This is a genomic window from Rhodococcus sp. G6(2025) (assembly GCF_058628105.1).
The window spans coordinates 427,111-443,663 of the sequence record NZ_CP179751.1 but is presented as its reverse complement, the minus strand read 5'-3'; the positions used below and the strand labels follow the sequence as shown (position 1 = coordinate 443,663).

The following is a 16,553-nucleotide window of genomic DNA, read 5'->3' as shown; positions in this document are numbered from 1 at the left end:
CGCGGTCGGCGTGACCGGTGCAGCTGCGGCCACAACCAACCCTTCTCCGACCCCTTACCGGACCCCACGCGAACCTCCACAGTTCGCCGGGGCGGCCCCGAGCGAATCGGCACCCACCCACGCCCACAGCAAGGCGTTGCCCCTGACCAGAACCCATTGCGCGACCCCGACAATCCGAACTTCATAGCGCAGGCCCGCAGAAACACGAAAACCCCCTTGGTGGGGGTGGTTTGAAGTTCCCGAACCGCTCCGCGGCATTTCGTTGAGGAGGACTTGCCGGTCCTCCTCAACCGAGAGGGTGAAGGCCTTGCCGAGCCGTCACATTCTCTGAGGGTGAGTGCCGGAAGTTACCGCTTCCGACACTCGTACTGCATTTCCCGAAGGGACTACCTATGCCAGGTGGTACGTCTCAGGCTAACCCATATCCTGAATCAGCATCAACACAACCCGTTTCGCCCACAGACTCCAGGTCATCCGTCCACGCCGGACGTCGCGTTCTGCAGTCGACAGAAGTCGACACCTGGGAAGCGTCCGTCCACGCCGCCACCCATGCCATCAACCAGCTCCACGAGTACAACCGCGACACCGGGCAACGCGGCCGATCCTTCACGCTCCCAATCACACCCGGACGCGAAGCCGCCATCCCCGTGTGGTCCGGCCGCACCGAATGGTTACGCCAACTCCGCCATCACATCACCCACACCACCGCCGGCCAGGCCGCACTCACCGCCCACAGCATCGGCATCGAACGCCTGATGGCCGTCGCCACTGCCCACGCCCGATTCGCGGATTCCACCACCGGCCGTGGTGTCACCGCATCCCGGCAACTCATCGCACACCACGCCGGAGTCTCACTCTCCGTCGTCAACCGCGCCCGCCGCGTCCTCAAAACCCTCCAGATGGGCGTCGAAGTCGAACGCGGCCGAACACTGCGCACCCGTGAATACATGGCCGCCGAACTCCACCACGGCGGGCAACAACACCAAGCCGCATCCGTCTGGGCACTCAGCTCCCCGAAACACGTCGTCGACGCCACTCCCCCACCCCCACAACGACCATCGCGTTCGCGCCGCACCCGCGCCGCCCGACGTCTCGCACGCCACCGCACCCGGCCCCAACAACCCACCACCGCGGCCAGCACACCCCGTCCCCAGGCCACCGGCGCTGACACCCTATCCCCCAGCACTTACGTTCCTTCACATAATCTTTCGTTACGAAGTACTCACCAACGCGCACACGCGCGGCCCACCACACCCACCCCACAACCCCGACCCTTCCACCTCCAACGAGCCGCCGCCACCCTCATCGCCCGCTCCCCCGTTCTCGCCCAAGGCCATATCGGCAACATCTGCGACACCATCCAGGCCGCCGGCATCGACACCACCCGCTGGACCGGCCACGACATCGCACAGACCCTCGACCGCGACACCCGAGAACGTGGCTGGACCTGGCCCACAGCAGACCGGATCAGCTCACCGGTCGCCCTCCTTCGCTGGCGACTGACCCACATCGACTGGACCGGCCCCTCACCCAGCCAGCACCGCGCCGCGGCCGACGCCCGGCGCCGCCGCGAACAACAAGCCCACCGCACCGCAATCCACCGTCGCAACGCCATGCGAGCAACCCCGGAGCAGCGGGAAGCCGCCCTCGCACAGATCCGCCGCGCCCTGCGTCACACCGCACATCGCCGAGTTGATGTCCGATGAGCCGTCCAGCGGGACGTTCACCAGTCTCGCGGGTAGTCCTCCACCATCATCGAGCCGCCGCACCTCGGGTCACGGACCGACTGCTACTGCCGTGGGACTACACCGGACGCGACATGGGGAACATCTCGATCGACGTTGCGGCAGCGGACCGCTGCCGCAGGGGTGCGAGTTCTCAGAAGCTGGACGAGTCTCACGGCGTCCGCCCACCATTGGAGTACGTCGGCTGGGTGCGGCGCAGTGTGGATACGGTGTCAGCCATGACGGACTGGGTGCAGCAAGCGCAAGACCTCACCGACGACGTGCTGCGGCCCGCCGCGGCGGAGGTCGACAGGGCCGGGAAGCTCCCGTCATCGCACTTCGCCGCACTACGCGACCGGGGCTTCTACGGCCTCGCCTTCGCCACCACAGATCCCGTCCACACCCTCGCCGACGTCGGCGAAATCCTCATCAGCGGCTGCCTGGCGACCGCATTCGTCTGGGCACAGCACCACGGCACCCTCCTCCGAATGGTGATGTCGAGGAACAACACCCTCAAAGCCCGCTATCTCGCCGACCTGCGCAGCGGCGCCGTCACCGCCGGGGTGTCCGGCAGCGGCTACGCGAACCCGGAGAACCCCCTCATCGTCGCGACCGAAACAGACAACGGATACACCGTTACCGGGCAGGCACCGTTCGTGACCGGATGGGGCCTCGTCAACGTCATCGGTGTCACCGCATACGACACCCGAGCCCAGAAAACCGTCACCTTCCTCATGGACGCAACCGACGGTCGAGGTGTCCACGCGAAACGAATCTGCTTGTCCGCGGCCGGCGCATCCAACACCGTCGAACTGACCTTCAACGGATACGAAGTCCCCCACGCCTCGGTCATCCACGTCCGAAAGGCTCGTCGCGGCGGACTCAGCATCGCGGACCGCGCCATTCTCCGGATCAACGGCTCCCTCGCCCTCGGCGTGACACGAGCGTGCCTGACCGAAGCCGACCGCATCGGACACCCCTGCCCGCAACTGCGGGAAACACACACCACGATCCGCACAGCACTCAACAACGCGGCCACAGGCGACGGAGACATCTACAACGCCCGCGCCCAGGCCAGCCAATTCGCCGTCACCGCCGCCACCTACGTCGCCACCGCCGCGGGGAGCCGATCCGTCCAACGCGGTGAGCCCACCGAGCGGTTGGCCCGGGAAGCCGCCTTCAGTGCCGTCTGCACCACCACCCCGGAAATCAAGTCACGCATCCTGACCGCAGGAACTCCTTAGAGGGAACCGCCGGACCGAGACGCATGACGGCGATCCCAGACCCCGTTTTCGCACCCTCAGTCCCATCGCAAGCCTCCCCGTCTCACTCCACCGGAACCGGCGATCAGGCGGACCGACCCACCCGTCTGATCAGTAAGCAGAACAGCGCCCAACAGAAGAATCGTCGGCCAGGTCGCCGCCCACCGTGATGCACGGTGCATCACCCAACCCCGCCGCGAGTCCCATCTACCCCGGGCCTACCACTTCGCGGTAAGGCGACTCGGCGAGTCTCGGCCAGTTACCCTTGCGCCCTCAAACCATGCGTGGAGCACCGCGCTCAGGAATGCGGTGCTCGCTGGCGGCTCAGCTAGGCGGCTCGCAGCGGAGGCAGGAGTCAGCAAAACCGGCGGGTCGCATCCCGGAATGCCAAGTCTCGACCCGACGGAATACGGCCCGCACCCTTCACGTTAAACCGCCTCCGGAGTGACCTCAATGGCCAGTTGGGGGCGGCTTTTTGTCGTTTAGGGGGACCTTCACCGCACCCGGCGGCGTGGTCTCGAAGGAAGGACCGACGATCGTCGGCGGGATTCGGGCAGGCCTTCCGACAACAGGAACCCAACAGCGCCTGTAGCTATCAGCTACACTTGTAGCAACTAGCTACACCACCCGGGAGTGAAGTGATGCAAAGTACTGCGGACAAGGTCACCCGCCTGGCAGCGGACCTGGTGGCCAGCGCCATGGCCGAGGGAGAACGGCAACACCGCACCGGACGCCAACAACTCGAACACTGGGCCCGGGTGGGACGTGCGGTCTCGAGCCGGCAGACCGCGGCCCGGCGCCGAGTAGAAGACGCTCTAGCCGGCCGGTTGCCGATCGGTGAACTCGGACCCGAAGAAGGCACAGTGTTCAACGCCGAGATCAACGCGGCGATCGAGGAACAACTGGCCACCACCGACTACAGTGCCGCGCTCGCGGCCCAGGGCATCACCACGGTCGCGCTGTCCGAGGACGGTCAGATCATCGAGTACCGTCCCGACGGCACGCGCACAGTCCTGCCCGAGTGAAACGACTCGACCTGGTGGCCGGCTGCAACGGCGCCGGCAAGTCCACCTTCGTGGCCTTCACCCTCGCTCCACTGCTTCCAGCCAGCCCGTTCGTCAATGCCGACGAGATCGCCAAACAACGATGGCCGGCAGATCCGGCTGCCCACTCCTATGAGGCGGCAGAGATCGCCGCGAAGACCCGAGCACACCTGCTCACCCTAGGGAAATCGTTCATCGCCGAGACGGTGTTCTCCCATCCGTCGAAGCTGGAGCTGATCGACGAAGCACGCACACACGACTACACCGTCGTCTTACATGTGGTGATGATTCCCGAGGAACTAGCGGTCCAGCGTGTGCGCTACCGGGTCCGAGCCGGTGGACACGAAGTGCCCGAAGACAAGATCCGCCAGCGATACCAAAGAATATGGGGTCTGCTCGCTCAGGCGTTCCCACGGTCTGATCACGTATCCGTGTACGACAACAGCTCGAGCACCGGCCCGCGCATCGTCGCCCAGTTCACCGACGGACACCTCGTCGGCGAAGCCACCTGGCCCGCCTGGACACCCGCAGAACTGACCTCGCACACCAGCCGGGGCGAGCACCCATAGGTGCGGTAACAGCCCGGCGGATCCGAACACCCAGAACACGAGAACCCAACAGGCACGGCCACCGACCACGGCGCACCGAAAGTCACCGACTCCGACGAGCCCGACACGCCCTCGAACAGCTCACCGCCAGCCGAAAGACACCCAGTCCCCCATCGTGGACGTCGAGGACACGACACCGCCGAATCCTTCGAACTGCCGGCCCTGGAGCTGACTGTCTACGGCCCGTCGAAGAACGTGCTCAGGTCCCGTGCCCTCGGAAAGTGTTCGGGTGCTTGGGGTGTGTGCGGTGCCACTACGGTGGTGATGACTCCGGTCAGTAGGTGACCTCAGGAGGGGCGCGATATGTTTCGAGGGCTCGAAGATGCGGCCCTCGGATGTTCGGTGTTCTCAGGCGCAGTCCCGCAGTCCCGCAGATCAGCTGGGCACCGCTGGCGAGGCAGATGCGGTGGTGGACGAGGAAGTAACTGGTGCACGTGAATTCGCCCGCCTGCTTCGGGATGACCCGGGCGGTGAGTTCTTCGCCGGACAGGTCTGAACCACGTCACGACACCGGCGTGCCGCTCCCGGGGTGGTCGCGGCAGTACTGTTCGGCGATCTCGTTAGCATGCCGCGCCAGCCAGATCCACTCCCCCACCACCTCATCCCCGAGCAAGATCAGATCCGCCCACCGGCACTGCGGCCCACGTACACACACCAACGCCAACCCGGAATCCGACAACGTCTGGTTCGCCGCCCGCGGGCTGAACTCGCATCGAAATCCCACCGACCCATCACCTCACGGCGCCGCTACCGGGCGCGCGTGCCCGGGGCAAGTTCCTCCGACGACACAACCACTCAGGGGCAGCGCCGTCGTGGACGGGCACACCCGGCCTGCCTGATCGATACCGACCCGGAGACCCTGCGCGTGCGGGCAGCGGCGTTCGCCGGGTAGCGCGATGATCGCGCTGGCACTGGCTCGGTTCCTGCCACCGGGCACGCCCTGTGGCCGTGGGCTGGCTGCGGAGGTTCATGCGCGGAATGGGATCACGCACGTTCTCCACCTTGTGCCCCATCCCATTCGTGGCTACCGGAGGACAGCGGGGCGGCCTCGTCGAGGAACCCGCGAGCGAACGCGATGACCTTGTATCCGAGCACCTTGTTGTACAAGGTGCCCTTCTCGGCGCCGCCCTCGTCGGAGATGGCGTCGGTGCTGTACAACGCGTCGTACAGCGAAACCCATCGAGCGTTGGAGGCATTGATCGCGAAGCGTGCATTGAGCACGGGAACCACCAACTGGGCCCGCCGTCATGATGACCTCGGTGTCGACGCCCGAGGTCGTGAGGGAAGTCGGCAGGCTCGTCGCATGTAACCGATCTCCTTCAAGAACGCCTTGTAGGTGGCGCGGTCGTAGTCGGGAACGGCATGCTCGCCGTGCCAGGCGTCGGCCTTGCCCTGCGATCTCGTCACGCACCGCCGGGAGCGCCTTGTTCTTCGGTGCCAGATCGGTCATCACCGTTTCGACGCCACCCCAGAACTGATCGGGAATCGACACCGGTACCCGGGAGCGCCTCGTTCTGCACGAAGTCGTACAGCACCTTGGCAACCTGAAGACCACCAACACTCTTGCGATCGGTCATGGTCTGTTCGGTCCCATACTTTGTCATCAGCTCGAACAGGCGCGTGCTTGCTCAGTCAACGGACTGCAACTTTCCCGAAAGTAAAAGCCCGTCGATGTTGAAGGTGGATGCCGCCACACGAGCCGTGACTGGGCTCGTCGGTTGCTACTCAGGGGATTCCCAGCGCCACCACATCCGGCGACCCCGTCCGTCGGATTATTGACGACAGGAGCATGAATTAAATTAGGTGTGGCGACCGCAGCCCTTGTCGTCAAGGACCACTTGATGAAGTCCGTTGAACTTGGTCTCCCTGTTCTTGTTCAGCTCGACGAGGATGCCTGCAACGGTTACTTCACATCGCACCAATCGAGTGCAGTGAGCGCCAAACTCTTGGTTGCGGAGATGATTTCGTCTACGTCACAGTATTCGTTCGGCTTGTGAGCGTTTGCCAGATGGCCCGGCCCATAATTCACAACCGGGATGTCTGTTCGCGCAATCCATGTCGCATCGCAGGCGGCGGGGAAAGCTTCGACTATTGCTGTGCTGCCGGTCCCTTGTTCGTGAGCGTTACCGAGAGTGCGGACGATTTCGTGATCATCTCGGGTGTTGAAGCCCGGAAACTCGACCAGCCACTCGTAGGTGGGTGGGTGCTCCGCCAACCAAGGGTCCAAGGAGACCGACCGATTGACGAAACTCTCGATCTCGAGCTTCACTGCGTCGGAGTCGTCCTCCGGTGGATACCACACGATGAAATCGATCTCACAGTACTCAGCAAAGACAAATGGAATGTCGATGTCTTTCCCGCGTCCGTGAATCGTTCCGGGCATGACGACGAAATGTCCCGGCTTGAACAGTGGGCGTTGCTTGCTCAGCCCCCATTGCTCTTCGATCCCGTATAGCGCTTGCAGAACCAAGTAGCCTTTGTCAATCGCGTTCACGCCCGCCTGCGCACCGGCCCCGCCGGCCCGTACCAGCTCGCGGCGAAGCCCTGGATGCCCGGCGAGTCCCTCGACTCGAACTCGACCCCACAACAAGCTCGCAGCAGTTGGATTGATCGTCAGCGGGGAATCGAAACTAGCGGATGGCTCGACGACTATCGCCGCGTCCGCAATGTATCCATTCTGCAGCACGCAGCCTGTCCCGACTTCATGCTCGCCCAATTCTTCACCTGCCACGGAATGAACGACCAGGTCGCCGGCAAGCTCGATACCTGACGTTCGGATCGCTTCGATCGCACTGAAGGCAGCGACAATCCCGCTCTTCATGTCGCTTGCCCCTCGGCCGTGTATTCGGCCGGAGACTTCGCTCGCGACGAAGGGGTCACCTGTCCATGTATCGAGATTCCCCGCCGGCACGACGTCGATGTGGCCGTTGAGCAACAGCGACCGACCTGTGCCACCGCCCTTCACGACACCAGCGAGGTTCTCGCGTTTTTCTTGGCTCTTGACGAGTTGGGAGCTGTCGAAGAGATAGCCGAATCTGTCGCGGAGTAAGAGGTTCGCCTCGGATTCCTGACCGAGATAGTCTTCGGACCTGACGCCAGGATAGTTCGGATTCACACTGGGCACCTCGACCAGACGTTTCACGTCGTCGATTATTCGTTGACGCGAGTCCTCGATCGCGGCGAGTACACGCCGAACTGCATGTTCTGTCATGCCCGCGTCCTTTCGAATTGATGTGATCATGAGAGCCATTGGCTGAGTGGAGCCTGACCCGGTTGGTCCACGAAACCATCGATCTGCAGTCATCGGGGTGGCCATGCCGCTTGTCCAGAAGCGATCAGCCTCGGATCCGCTCGCGCTCTCCATGCCATTCGCGGTCGCGTAACTCGTTCTTGCGAATCTTTCCGGTCGAGGTCTTCGGTAGCTCGGGTAGGAACACGATTTCTCGTGGCGCCTTGAACGCCGCGATGTGGTCCCGTACGAACTGCGTCAGGTCGGAGTCGGAGACGGTGGAATCCGTCTTCAGAACCACGAACGCTTTGGGTCGTTCTCCCCATTTCGTGTCCGGAACGCCGATCACCGCGACGTCCAACACCGATGGGTGGGACATGAGAACTTGCTCGACCTCGATTGTCGAGATGTTCTCACCGCCGGATATGACGATGTCTTTGGCGCGGTCCATGAGCTGTGTGTAGCCATCTGGGTGCATGACTCCCAGGTCGCCGGAATGGAACCAGCCCCCGGAGAAGGCCTCCGCGGTGGCCGAATCGTCGCCGAAGTACCCTTTCATGACTATGTTTCCGCGCATGACGATCTCGCCCATCTCGGTACCGTTGCTGGCGACGTCGACGAGTTCGCCATGCGGACCGCGTTGAGTGCGGACTACCCGCACTGGGCCGGAGGCGAGCATTCCCACTCCCTGACGCGCCAGCAGCCTCGCCAGTGTGTCCTCATCGAGCGCGGCCCAGTCCGCCTGAGGTTCGCAGACTGCACACGGTCCGTACGTCTCGGTCAGGCCGTACACATGCACGATTTCGGCTCCGAGTGCTCTGACCGCCCGGATTGTGGTTGGGCTGGGTGGAGCTCCTGCTGTAGTGATGGTCATGCTCCGGTCGAGCCGATGCGCTGCATCGGCAGTGGCGAGCGTCGTGAGAACCGTCGGTGCCCCACTCATGTGGTCGATCTTTTCGCTGTCGATGAGTGACCACATCGCGTCACCGCGAACCGCACGGATGCATACGTGAGTTCCAGATGCGGCAGTGACTGCCCAGGGGCCGCACCAGCCGTTGCAGTGGAACATCGGCAGTGTCCACAGGTATTTGGTGTCGATGTCGAAGTGCTGATGGTGAATCTGACTGAGAGAGTTGAGGTACGCGCCGCGATGGGTGTACATCACCCCCTTCGGGCGACCGGTGGTGCCCGACGTATAATTGATCGAGATGGTTCGGGTCTCGTCGTCGACCTCCCAGGGCAAAGGCTCTTCCGACCCGCGTGCCATGAGTGCGTCATAGGTGAGGTGTGACTGCCCGGTGTCCAGGTAGCTACCGTCCTGCTGCGGTAGTTGTACCGTCTCCCGAACTGTCAGTAGCGACGCATCATGCAGCTGTTCGAGCAAGACGGGTTCGCCGAGCAGAAGGACAGCCTCAGAGTGGTTACATATGTACTCGATCTCCGGTGGCGACAATCGCGTGTTAATTGCGACCAGTGCCGCGCCGATAAGAGGGACTGCATAGTGGGCCGCCAATAGCTCAGCCGAGTTGGTTGCCAGATAGGCAACTCGGTCACCGGATCCGACTCCTGACTGGCGAAGACCGTGCGCAAGGCGTGTGACAATGGATGCGAGGTCAGAATACGATATGCGCCGCTCCCCGTCTACGACCGCGGTCTTGTTCGGATGTACCTGGGCCGAGCGCTCAAGGAATTTCAAAGGCGTTATCGGTGTGTCCAGTCCTGTCACGAAAGCTCCTTCAATTTGAAACGGTTTGGTCATTGTCGTTGCGACTCAGCGTGCGCAGTCGATCGCCGTTCGCTGGTCAACGCCCGTGTGCACGCTCCCAAGGCTTCTGAATGTCCATGCGTGGCGTCTCACACGTGCCCGACGCGTGGGGCTGTCCGCGCGTAACATTGATCGACAAAGCGCACCGATTTCTTGAATCCACCTCGGGAAGGAAGATGTTGGACTTGCCCCAACTAATATGCTGACAACCTTGCGATGGCGGTACCCAACGCAATCCACGATGTGTCATCCAGCGCTACTGCAGACTCGCTACTTTAATATGTCCAGCAGCCGCCGACTGGGAGTGCTTACGAGCGGATCTGCGCGCGCGTTCGTTGGAAAGCGCGCCAGGTCATAGCGCGAGTACTGGGGTCATCGGTAACACCGGGCTTCAATCGATGAATTGCCTGATTGTGTGGGGCTGATTTCACAATATCGGGATTCGAATATGCCTCATCAGAAATCTGGGCGAGTACCGCGATCCATCGATCCAAGGACTCTTTGCCGTACATCTCGCCGGCCTCTGGTGTGAAGGGCTCAGGAATTAGCCACGGTTCATGGCTCGTCCACATCGCGTCGATCCCGAAGTCAGTCATACGGTTCTGCACATCGTGCACGTCGACGCCGGTGTCTTCCTTGAGGGTCTGCATGCTGTATCGCGTCATTTCGAGGCGGGGGCTCGTACTCTCAGGGTAAGACCGAGTGACGCCTCGGATTGCGAGTAGTCCTTTTTCCATGTAATTGTTTCCCAATACAGAAATGTCGGACGCCTGGGCGATACCCTCAGCGCCCATTGCTCGCACCCATGCGTACGCTTTAAGGATGACCGGCACGTTGCCCCAGAATTCGCGTATTTTTCCGACACTGTCGGGGCGGTCGTGATCGAGGTGGTAACGCTCACCGTCGAAGGTGACAAGCGGAGCGGGTAAGAACGGGGCGAGCTCAGCCGAACACCCATAGGCGCCAGTAGCGGGTCCTCCGACGCCGCTCTTAGGTGCGCCGAAGGTTTTGTGAAGCATGAACATACATGCATCAAAGCCGATTTCACGGGGTCGTATCTTCGACATCGTGCCATTGAAGTTGGCGCTGTCGTAGAAACAGAGGCCACCCGCTTCGTGGACAATCTCCACCCACTCCTTCATCTCCGGGTTGTAGACGCCCATGTCATCGGGATTACCGACCATCAAGGCCGCGGTCCGATTCGACACAGCAGCCTTGAGCGCGTCGAGGGATGGGTAGCCCTTCTCGTCGAGCATCAACGTAATCACCTTGAACCCCGCGGCAGCAGCTGTCGCGGCGTTGCAAGGGTGAGTTTGAATAGTCGTGATGACTTCGTTTCGTTGTTCCAGCTCACCCCGGGAGGCATGGTAGGCGCGGGTCACCGAGGCGTTGACGAAAGCAGCTTCCGCCCCACCACCAGCTTGAAACACAAACTGGTCCATTCCGGAAAGCTCACGCAGAATGAGATCCATCCCGTGCACAATCTCCAGTGTTCCCTGCAGCGTGTCCTCGTGCTGCAGCGGATGTACTTCGGTGACTTCCGGCCGCCACGCAAGTGCTTCGTTGACCTGCGGATTGTATTTCATCGTGCAGGTTCCGAAAAGACTGACACCCATCATTCCCAGCGTTTGTTGTGACAATCGCAGGTAGTGGTACAGCACCTCCGGCTCGGACATCTCGGGCAACCCGGGACGGTCGCATCGGCGCACGGCGGTGGGGATAAGGTCGACCGCTGCGCCAACCCGTGCTTCGATGTCGTCCTCGGCGTGAGAGAACACTGCACCTCGACGGCCAGGGTAGCCCATCTCCATGATGATCGGTTCGTTCCAAACCGGGGCCTGGATTTCGTTTACCCTAGTGCTCATTTGCAGTCACCTCTCTGAGAGCGCCCACCAGGCGATCAATATCAGCTTTTGTATGGATCTCGGTGACACAATAGAGTGCACTGGCACCTAACTCAGGGAAATCCCTCGTCAGGTCTTTCCCACCGAAGATCCCGATATTCAATAATGCATCGTTGATCTCTTCAACGGTCTTACCTGTGTTATCGAAGTTGATGACGAACTCTTTGAAGAAACCCGACGGAAAGGCAACTCGGACCCCATCGATCTCCGACAACAACTGTGCCGCATAGTGCGCGCGCTGCAGGATCAACCCCCCGACGTCCTCGAACCCTTGAGGCCCCATCAACGCCATGTATGTGGTTGCAGCGATGGCCCACATGTACACCGAATGGCCGGTCCAGTCATTTCCCTTGTCTCGCAAACCATAAGACGATTGCTCGAAAAGACTGAGACCGAATCCGTATTCCCCAGGCTTGGTCGTTTCGGCAATACTGATGAACAAGGTGGGATACTGATGAGCGTAGCGATCCTCGTCGCGTGAGGCTATGAAACCGCCGACTCCCCCGCCGGTGTGCATATGGATGCCAAGCGGCTGGATCGTTCCGACAACGAGGTCCGCGCCGAAATCTACCGGCGATGAGAGAATCCCGAGCGAAATGGGATCGACACCGACGATGGTTTCCGCACCTACAGCACGCGCAATGGCCGCGATCTCGGCCCCTTGATGCTCTATTACGCCAAGATACGATGGCGTTTCGAAGTACACCGCCGCTGTGTGCTCACCTACCGCTGCCCGAAGATCGTCCAGGTCGATCAGCCCGCTGGCAGGATCATAATCGATCAGCCGGACTGCGATGTGGCTCTCCATCTCTGTTGGCTCACAATAGTTGCGGATCACGGACAACCGCTCGGGATCGATCGCGCGGACAACCGCGACCTCCGTGCGTTGTGTAATGCGGGCAGCCATTCGTAGGGCATGGCCCGCGGCGGAACCCCAACTTCGGACGGGTAGGCCCACCAGGTCGAGTTTCAGCAGCTCGCCCAGCTGGCTGCAGAACTCAAACCATGCCTGATTACGGCCGTGATCCGAGCTGGGCTCACCAAAGACTGAGGTAAGCCATTCGTTTCGGCGAACCACCTCGTCGCACGCTGCGGGGACATGGTGTTGCCACAGGCCGGCTCCGAGGAAGTTCAAGTTCTGCTCGCACGTGCGGTTCTTCGCGAGGGTGTTCACGAGATGCCGTCGGAGTTCGGCTTCACCGAGGGTCGGCGGCAGATCGAGTTTCCGAGTAGTGCGGTGGTCGGTGGGAATTTGCTGGAAGAGTTCGGCGATGGTGGGGACGCCTATTGCGTCGAGCATCTCCTGCTGAAGCGCGGGCACCGAATTTGCCATGTACGGATGCGCTGTGCTGTTACTCATTGATGCCTCCTTATGCCTTTTATGGTTGACGTTTTTCATGAGGCGACTTTATGAATCACACTATGATCATTGCCAGTTTGAACATGGATATAACCGGTAAGCCTCTCGTCCAATTCGAGATCGCCGGTATCGACACGGAGCGGCGCATTGCCGAGCGCAATCAGCTTCTCGATAGACGAGAAAACCATAATGCGATCGAGCCCAGCTTCGCGAATTACTCTTGGGCTGATTTGCTGATTTCCGCGCCCGAAGAGGCTGCCTTGGCCACCGAGAACGCCGACGACTATTCGAGTCTCTCGACCACTCATCAGTCGAAGTAAAGTACTTTCATCGACGTCGGTTCCGACCATTTCGCCGTCGAGAACGGCATCGACACCCAACAGGGTCGAGTGCAGATTCAAAGCACTGGCTATGCGTTGTGTAGTCGTTCCCGGGCCAAGGATATATAGGCAGTCGGGCCGCATCCCTCGCGCCAACTGGTGAGCGGCGGCCTCCAGATCTTGTTCACTCCCCGGCCGCGAGCCGGACTTTGCGTTCTGGACGAGATGACGCTCGAAAGGGCTGCGCGCGTAGCCGTAGAGGCGCGCGGACATCGTGTCGTTGCGGATCGCTGCCTCGTCGAGATCCATGATCTCTGCCTCGCGCAACCTGGCCACAGGATTTCGGGACAAGTACAGACCGGCTAGACGGCCAGCGTTCGCTGGGTTCGTGCCGAACAGTGCCGAGTGCATCTTCACACCGGCGGGCACTCCGACCATGGGGACACGATCCCCTACTGACGAAAATATGTCTCGCGCAGTGCCATCGCCGCCGACGAACAGAATCAGGTCAACCGGTCGAGCGGCCATGATGGCTGCGGTCGCTCGTGTATCGGCAGCGGTTGAGCAACCAGCCGCCAATTCGTACACCGCTTCCGGCGTCAGACCTGCTGCGCGCGCAGAACATTCGCCCATCTCGGCAGGACCGGTGAGGAGTCGGAAAGAACCTGTGGTAGCAGCGAGTTGTGTCAACGCGAGGCTGGCTCGAGCCTGCGAGGTGGGCCGGGCGCCACGCGATTGCGCTTCGCGGAGTATGTCGGCTCCGTCGGTGCCTTTAAGACCGACGGCGCCGCCCATCCCTGCCACGGGATTGACGATCAGTCCTAGTGTGGGCAGCGTCGCGTCGTCATCCTGTGTGGAGGTCTCGTGCACGTCTATCTCCTATCCGGCGCGGGCAGGCCGCAATCGACTGCTGCGGTGCGAATCGGCGAGCGGTGAGAACGGTAGTTGCTCGACTGCATGGATTGGGTTGGTGCCGGTCGGCCAATTAGAGAACCAGTTCACCCGGGCCCTTGTATTCCTGAATCATGTTTCCACCATCGATGGTGATGAGTTGACCCGTCACGTACGAAGACTCTTCCGATGCGAGAAAGCCAACGAGAGCACCAATTTCACGGGGTTCACCGCTTCGCCTGAGTGGGGTGTTTTCGCCACCGATATGCATTCCGGGCGTCAACGCTGCGGTGTTGACGTATCCGGGCGCGATCGCGTTCGCAGTGATTCCGAACTGGCCGTTCTCCAGTGCGATGGACTTGGTGAGACCGACAACACCCGCTTTGGCTGCGGCGTAGGCGCCCAACCCAGCGATCGCGCCAACAGGACCGGTCACAGAGGAGAAGTTGACGATGCGGCCGTACCTCGTTTCAATCATGTGCGGTAAAACAGCCCGCACACAATTGAATTGAGTGGTGAGATTAATGGCGAGAGTGCGCTCCCATGATTCGATCGAAGTCGTGGCAAGTATCGGCACCTCGAAATCGACATCGTCACCCTTCTTTGCCCGCGCTGCGATTCCTGCGAGATTCACCAGGCCGTCGATGACACTGGCGTCTTTCACTACCTGGTCGATCAGGTCGACGACATCCGAGTGATTCGTCAGATCCACGGTGTGGGATCGGACGTCGAACCCCTCCCGCTCTAGATCATCTCGTCGCTCGTGGACCTGCTCGGAGATGTCCACCAGAGTCAGCAATGCACCTTTCTGCGCCAGCACCCGGGCGCTCCCGAAGCCGATGCCCTGAGGATCGGCGACCCCCGTGATGACGATACTTCTGTTCTCTAACTGGCCGGCCATGGTGTTTCTCTTTCTGTAGAACGGCGCCACTCACCAAGCGGCGAGCTGAAGACGGCATGCAAGCGCGAGTGTGCGAGGAGAGTCTCAGAGGTTGCTGTGTGGTTCCCCGGCCGCGAGACCCTTCGAGAGGTCCACATCACATCTGTTGTCGCCTCTGATTCTGCCGAAGTTTTACCGACGAGAGAAACAACGAGTCCATTCAGATTTACGCACTTCTGTTGTGGATTGTTTGATCGGATGTCCGTGGGGCAGGTCTCGCACATTTCAACTGGACGTCCAGTGCGGGAGCTGTCATGACCCCCACCGTTGAGTGAGAGTGGCCTCGGTCGCCAAGTCGATATCGAAGTAACGAGGCCGATTTCCCTACGGTGCACAGCGCGTCGGAAATAGTCGTCTCCTAGCACCGCGAGTTGGGACGGTACGGAACGAGACGATCGATCTGTGTCTCATACGCACTTTGGCGCGTCGGTTGGCGTGGAAGTGAGACGCTACGACCCGATTGCTTGCCGCAACATCGGCGGATCGTCGAGGTCTGGTGAGGTTGTGTGGTTTTGCGACAATCTTGTGGGCGGAGGGCATTAGCCGTCTGCGACTCGGACACCAAGACTGTCTATTAGTTGCGGAGCAAGGACGGGGTTGACGTCGACTGCCCGGATCTCTGCGCGCCGTTTGGGGCTCTAGCAAGTCGAGAGTCCCAGGACAGGGCACTAAGAGTTTGTCTCATGTGGAGAGTTTCTTGAAGCAGGTGAGTGCGGCGGCGAGATGGAGGAATCCGGCGAAGTGTTCGCCGTGGCGTTTGTAGCGGATGGTCAGGCGACGGTAACCGGTGAGCCAGGCGATCGTGCGTTCGATCTTCCACCTGTATCGCCCGAGCCGATCGTTCCTGTCGATCCCGCGTCAGGCGATGCGCGGGACGATGCCTTGGGCGCGCAGCCACCGACGGTGGACGTCGTAGTCGTAGCCCTTGTCGGCGCGGAGTTTTCCGGGCCTGCGGCGCGGACCACGCCGGGACTTCACCGGAGGGATCGCGCCGACCATCGGTTGCAGCAGGGTGCTGTCGTGGGTATTCGCTCCGGAAACGTCGACGACCAGCGGGATTCCGTTTGGATCGGATAGGACGTGGATCTTCGATCCCTTTTTGCCTTGATCGACCGGACTGGGTCCGGTCAGCGAGCCCCCTTTTTCGCCCGGACGCTTGCCGCGTCCAGGATCGCTGCCGACCAGTCGAGTTCGTCGGCGCCGCCGAGCCGGTCAAGCACCTCGCGATGCAGTTTTTCGAACACCCCGGCCGCCGCCCAGGTAGTGAACCGGCGGTGCGCGGTAGGGACGGTCACCCCGAACGACGGCGGAAGGTGCCGCCACGCGCACCCGCTTGTCAGCACGAACACGATCGCGGTGAAGATCGCACGATCGTCGACCGGCGCGCTCCCACCTCCCTGCGGGCGGGCGGCGAAGCGCGGAATCAACGGCTCGACGATCTCCCACAACGCATCCGGCACCAACCGCAGAGACAGCTCATCTACCACGCGTCACATAATGCACCACA

The 16,553-nt window shown here is 61.5% G+C and carries 10 protein-coding genes and 3 pseudogenes; 4 read left to right on the top strand and 9 right to left on the bottom strand.

What is annotated here, in order from left to right; genetic code table 11:
• Positions 1–647: 647 nt before the first annotated feature.
• The 4 genes from ACLIVD_RS39065 (at position 648) to ACLIVD_RS39050 (ending at position 4,598) form a co-directional block, all read left to right on the top strand.
• Positions 648–1,706: a Rep protein gene (locus tag ACLIVD_RS39065; protein ID WP_491933271.1), complete on the top strand. Its 1,059-nt coding sequence runs from the start codon at positions 648–650 to the stop codon at positions 1,704–1,706.
• A gap of 257 nt (positions 1,707–1,963) precedes the next feature.
• Positions 1,964–2,968: an acyl-CoA dehydrogenase family protein gene (locus ACLIVD_RS39060; protein WP_491933270.1), complete on the top strand. Its 1,005-nt coding sequence runs from the start codon at positions 1,964–1,966 to the stop codon at positions 2,966–2,968.
• A gap of 659 nt (positions 2,969–3,627) precedes the next feature.
• Entirely contained in the window at positions 3,628–4,011 is a 384-nt protein-coding gene (locus ACLIVD_RS39055) for a TA system antitoxin ParD family protein (RefSeq protein ID WP_283336421.1), read from the top strand.
• Positions 4,008–4,598, top strand: coding sequence for an ATPase (locus ACLIVD_RS39050; RefSeq protein ID WP_283336422.1), 591 nt, complete (start codon positions 4,008–4,010; stop codon positions 4,596–4,598). Before ACLIVD_RS39055 ends, ACLIVD_RS39050 begins: the two co-directional genes overlap by 4 nt.
• Positions 4,599–5,007: 409 nt before the next feature.
• Here the strand turns inward: ACLIVD_RS39050 and ACLIVD_RS39045 are convergent.
• The 9 genes and pseudogenes from ACLIVD_RS39045 to ACLIVD_RS39005 all read right to left on the bottom strand — a co-directional run.
• Positions 5,008–5,136, bottom strand: a pseudogene (locus ACLIVD_RS39045) (DUF4193 family protein); the annotation flags it as partial.
• 521 nt (positions 5,137–5,657) lie between these two features.
• A pseudogene (locus tag ACLIVD_RS39040) lies at positions 5,658–6,214 on the bottom strand (malate synthase G); the annotation flags it as partial.
• Positions 6,215–6,540: 326 nt separating this feature from the next.
• Positions 6,541–7,848, bottom strand: a complete 1,308-nt coding sequence (locus ACLIVD_RS39035) for an ArgE/DapE family deacylase (RefSeq protein ID WP_164063845.1) — start codon at positions 7,846–7,848, stop codon at positions 6,541–6,543.
• Positions 7,849–7,972: 124 nt separating this feature from the next.
• Positions 7,973–9,625, bottom strand: a complete 1,653-nt coding sequence (locus ACLIVD_RS39030; protein WP_491933269.1) for an AMP-binding protein — start codon at positions 9,623–9,625, stop codon at positions 7,973–7,975.
• A gap of 314 nt (positions 9,626–9,939) precedes the next feature.
• The gene (gene gcvPB / locus ACLIVD_RS39025; protein WP_283336425.1) at positions 9,940–11,496 is read right to left on the bottom strand and encodes an aminomethyl-transferring glycine dehydrogenase subunit GcvPB; all 1,557 of its coding nucleotides are present in this window, start codon (positions 11,494–11,496) and stop codon (positions 9,940–9,942) included.
• Positions 11,486–12,895 carry an aminomethyl-transferring glycine dehydrogenase subunit GcvPA gene (gcvPA, locus tag ACLIVD_RS39020; protein ID WP_283336426.1) on the bottom strand — a complete coding sequence of 470 codons (1,410 nt, stop codon included), beginning with the start codon at positions 12,893–12,895 and terminating at the stop codon, positions 11,486–11,488. Before gcvPA ends, gcvPB begins: the two co-directional genes overlap by 11 nt.
• Positions 12,896–12,930: 35 nt before the next feature.
• Positions 12,931–14,085, bottom strand: coding sequence for an ATP-NAD kinase family protein (locus ACLIVD_RS39015; RefSeq protein ID WP_283336427.1), 1,155 nt, complete (start codon positions 14,083–14,085; stop codon positions 12,931–12,933).
• Between the two features lie 115 nt (positions 14,086–14,200).
• A complete protein-coding gene (locus ACLIVD_RS39010) occupies positions 14,201–15,007 on the bottom strand; it encodes an SDR family NAD(P)-dependent oxidoreductase (protein WP_164063856.1) in 807 nt (268 codons plus the stop codon).
• A gap of 720 nt (positions 15,008–15,727) precedes the next feature.
• Positions 15,728–16,533, bottom strand: a pseudogene (locus tag ACLIVD_RS39005) (IS5 family transposase).
• Positions 16,534–16,553: the final 20 nt, after the last annotated feature.

What these genes read in the sequence shown, in the direction of transcription:
- gcvPA (WP_283336426.1), bottom strand. Translation starts at nt 12,895, where the DNA reads ATGAGTAACAGCACAGCGCATCCGTACATGGCAAATTCGGTGCCCGCG.
- ACLIVD_RS39010 (WP_164063856.1), bottom strand. Translation starts at nt 15,007, where the DNA reads ATGGCCGGCCAGTTAGAGAACAGAAGTATCGTCATCACGGGGGTCGCC.
- ACLIVD_RS39030 (WP_491933269.1), bottom strand. Translation starts at nt 9,625, where the DNA reads ATGACCAAACCGTTTCAAATTGAAGGAGCTTTCGTGACAGGACTGGAC.
- gcvPB (WP_283336425.1), bottom strand. Translation starts at nt 11,496, where the DNA reads ATGAGCACTAGGGTAAACGAAATCCAGGCCCCGGTTTGGAACGAACCG.
- ACLIVD_RS39035 (WP_164063845.1), bottom strand. Translation starts at nt 7,848, where the DNA reads ATGACAGAACATGCAGTTCGGCGTGTACTCGCCGCGATCGAGGACTCG.
- ACLIVD_RS39060 (WP_491933270.1), top strand. Translation starts at nt 1,964, where the DNA reads ATGACGGACTGGGTGCAGCAAGCGCAAGACCTCACCGACGACGTGCTG.
- ACLIVD_RS39055 (WP_283336421.1), top strand. Translation starts at nt 3,628, where the DNA reads ATGCAAAGTACTGCGGACAAGGTCACCCGCCTGGCAGCGGACCTGGTG.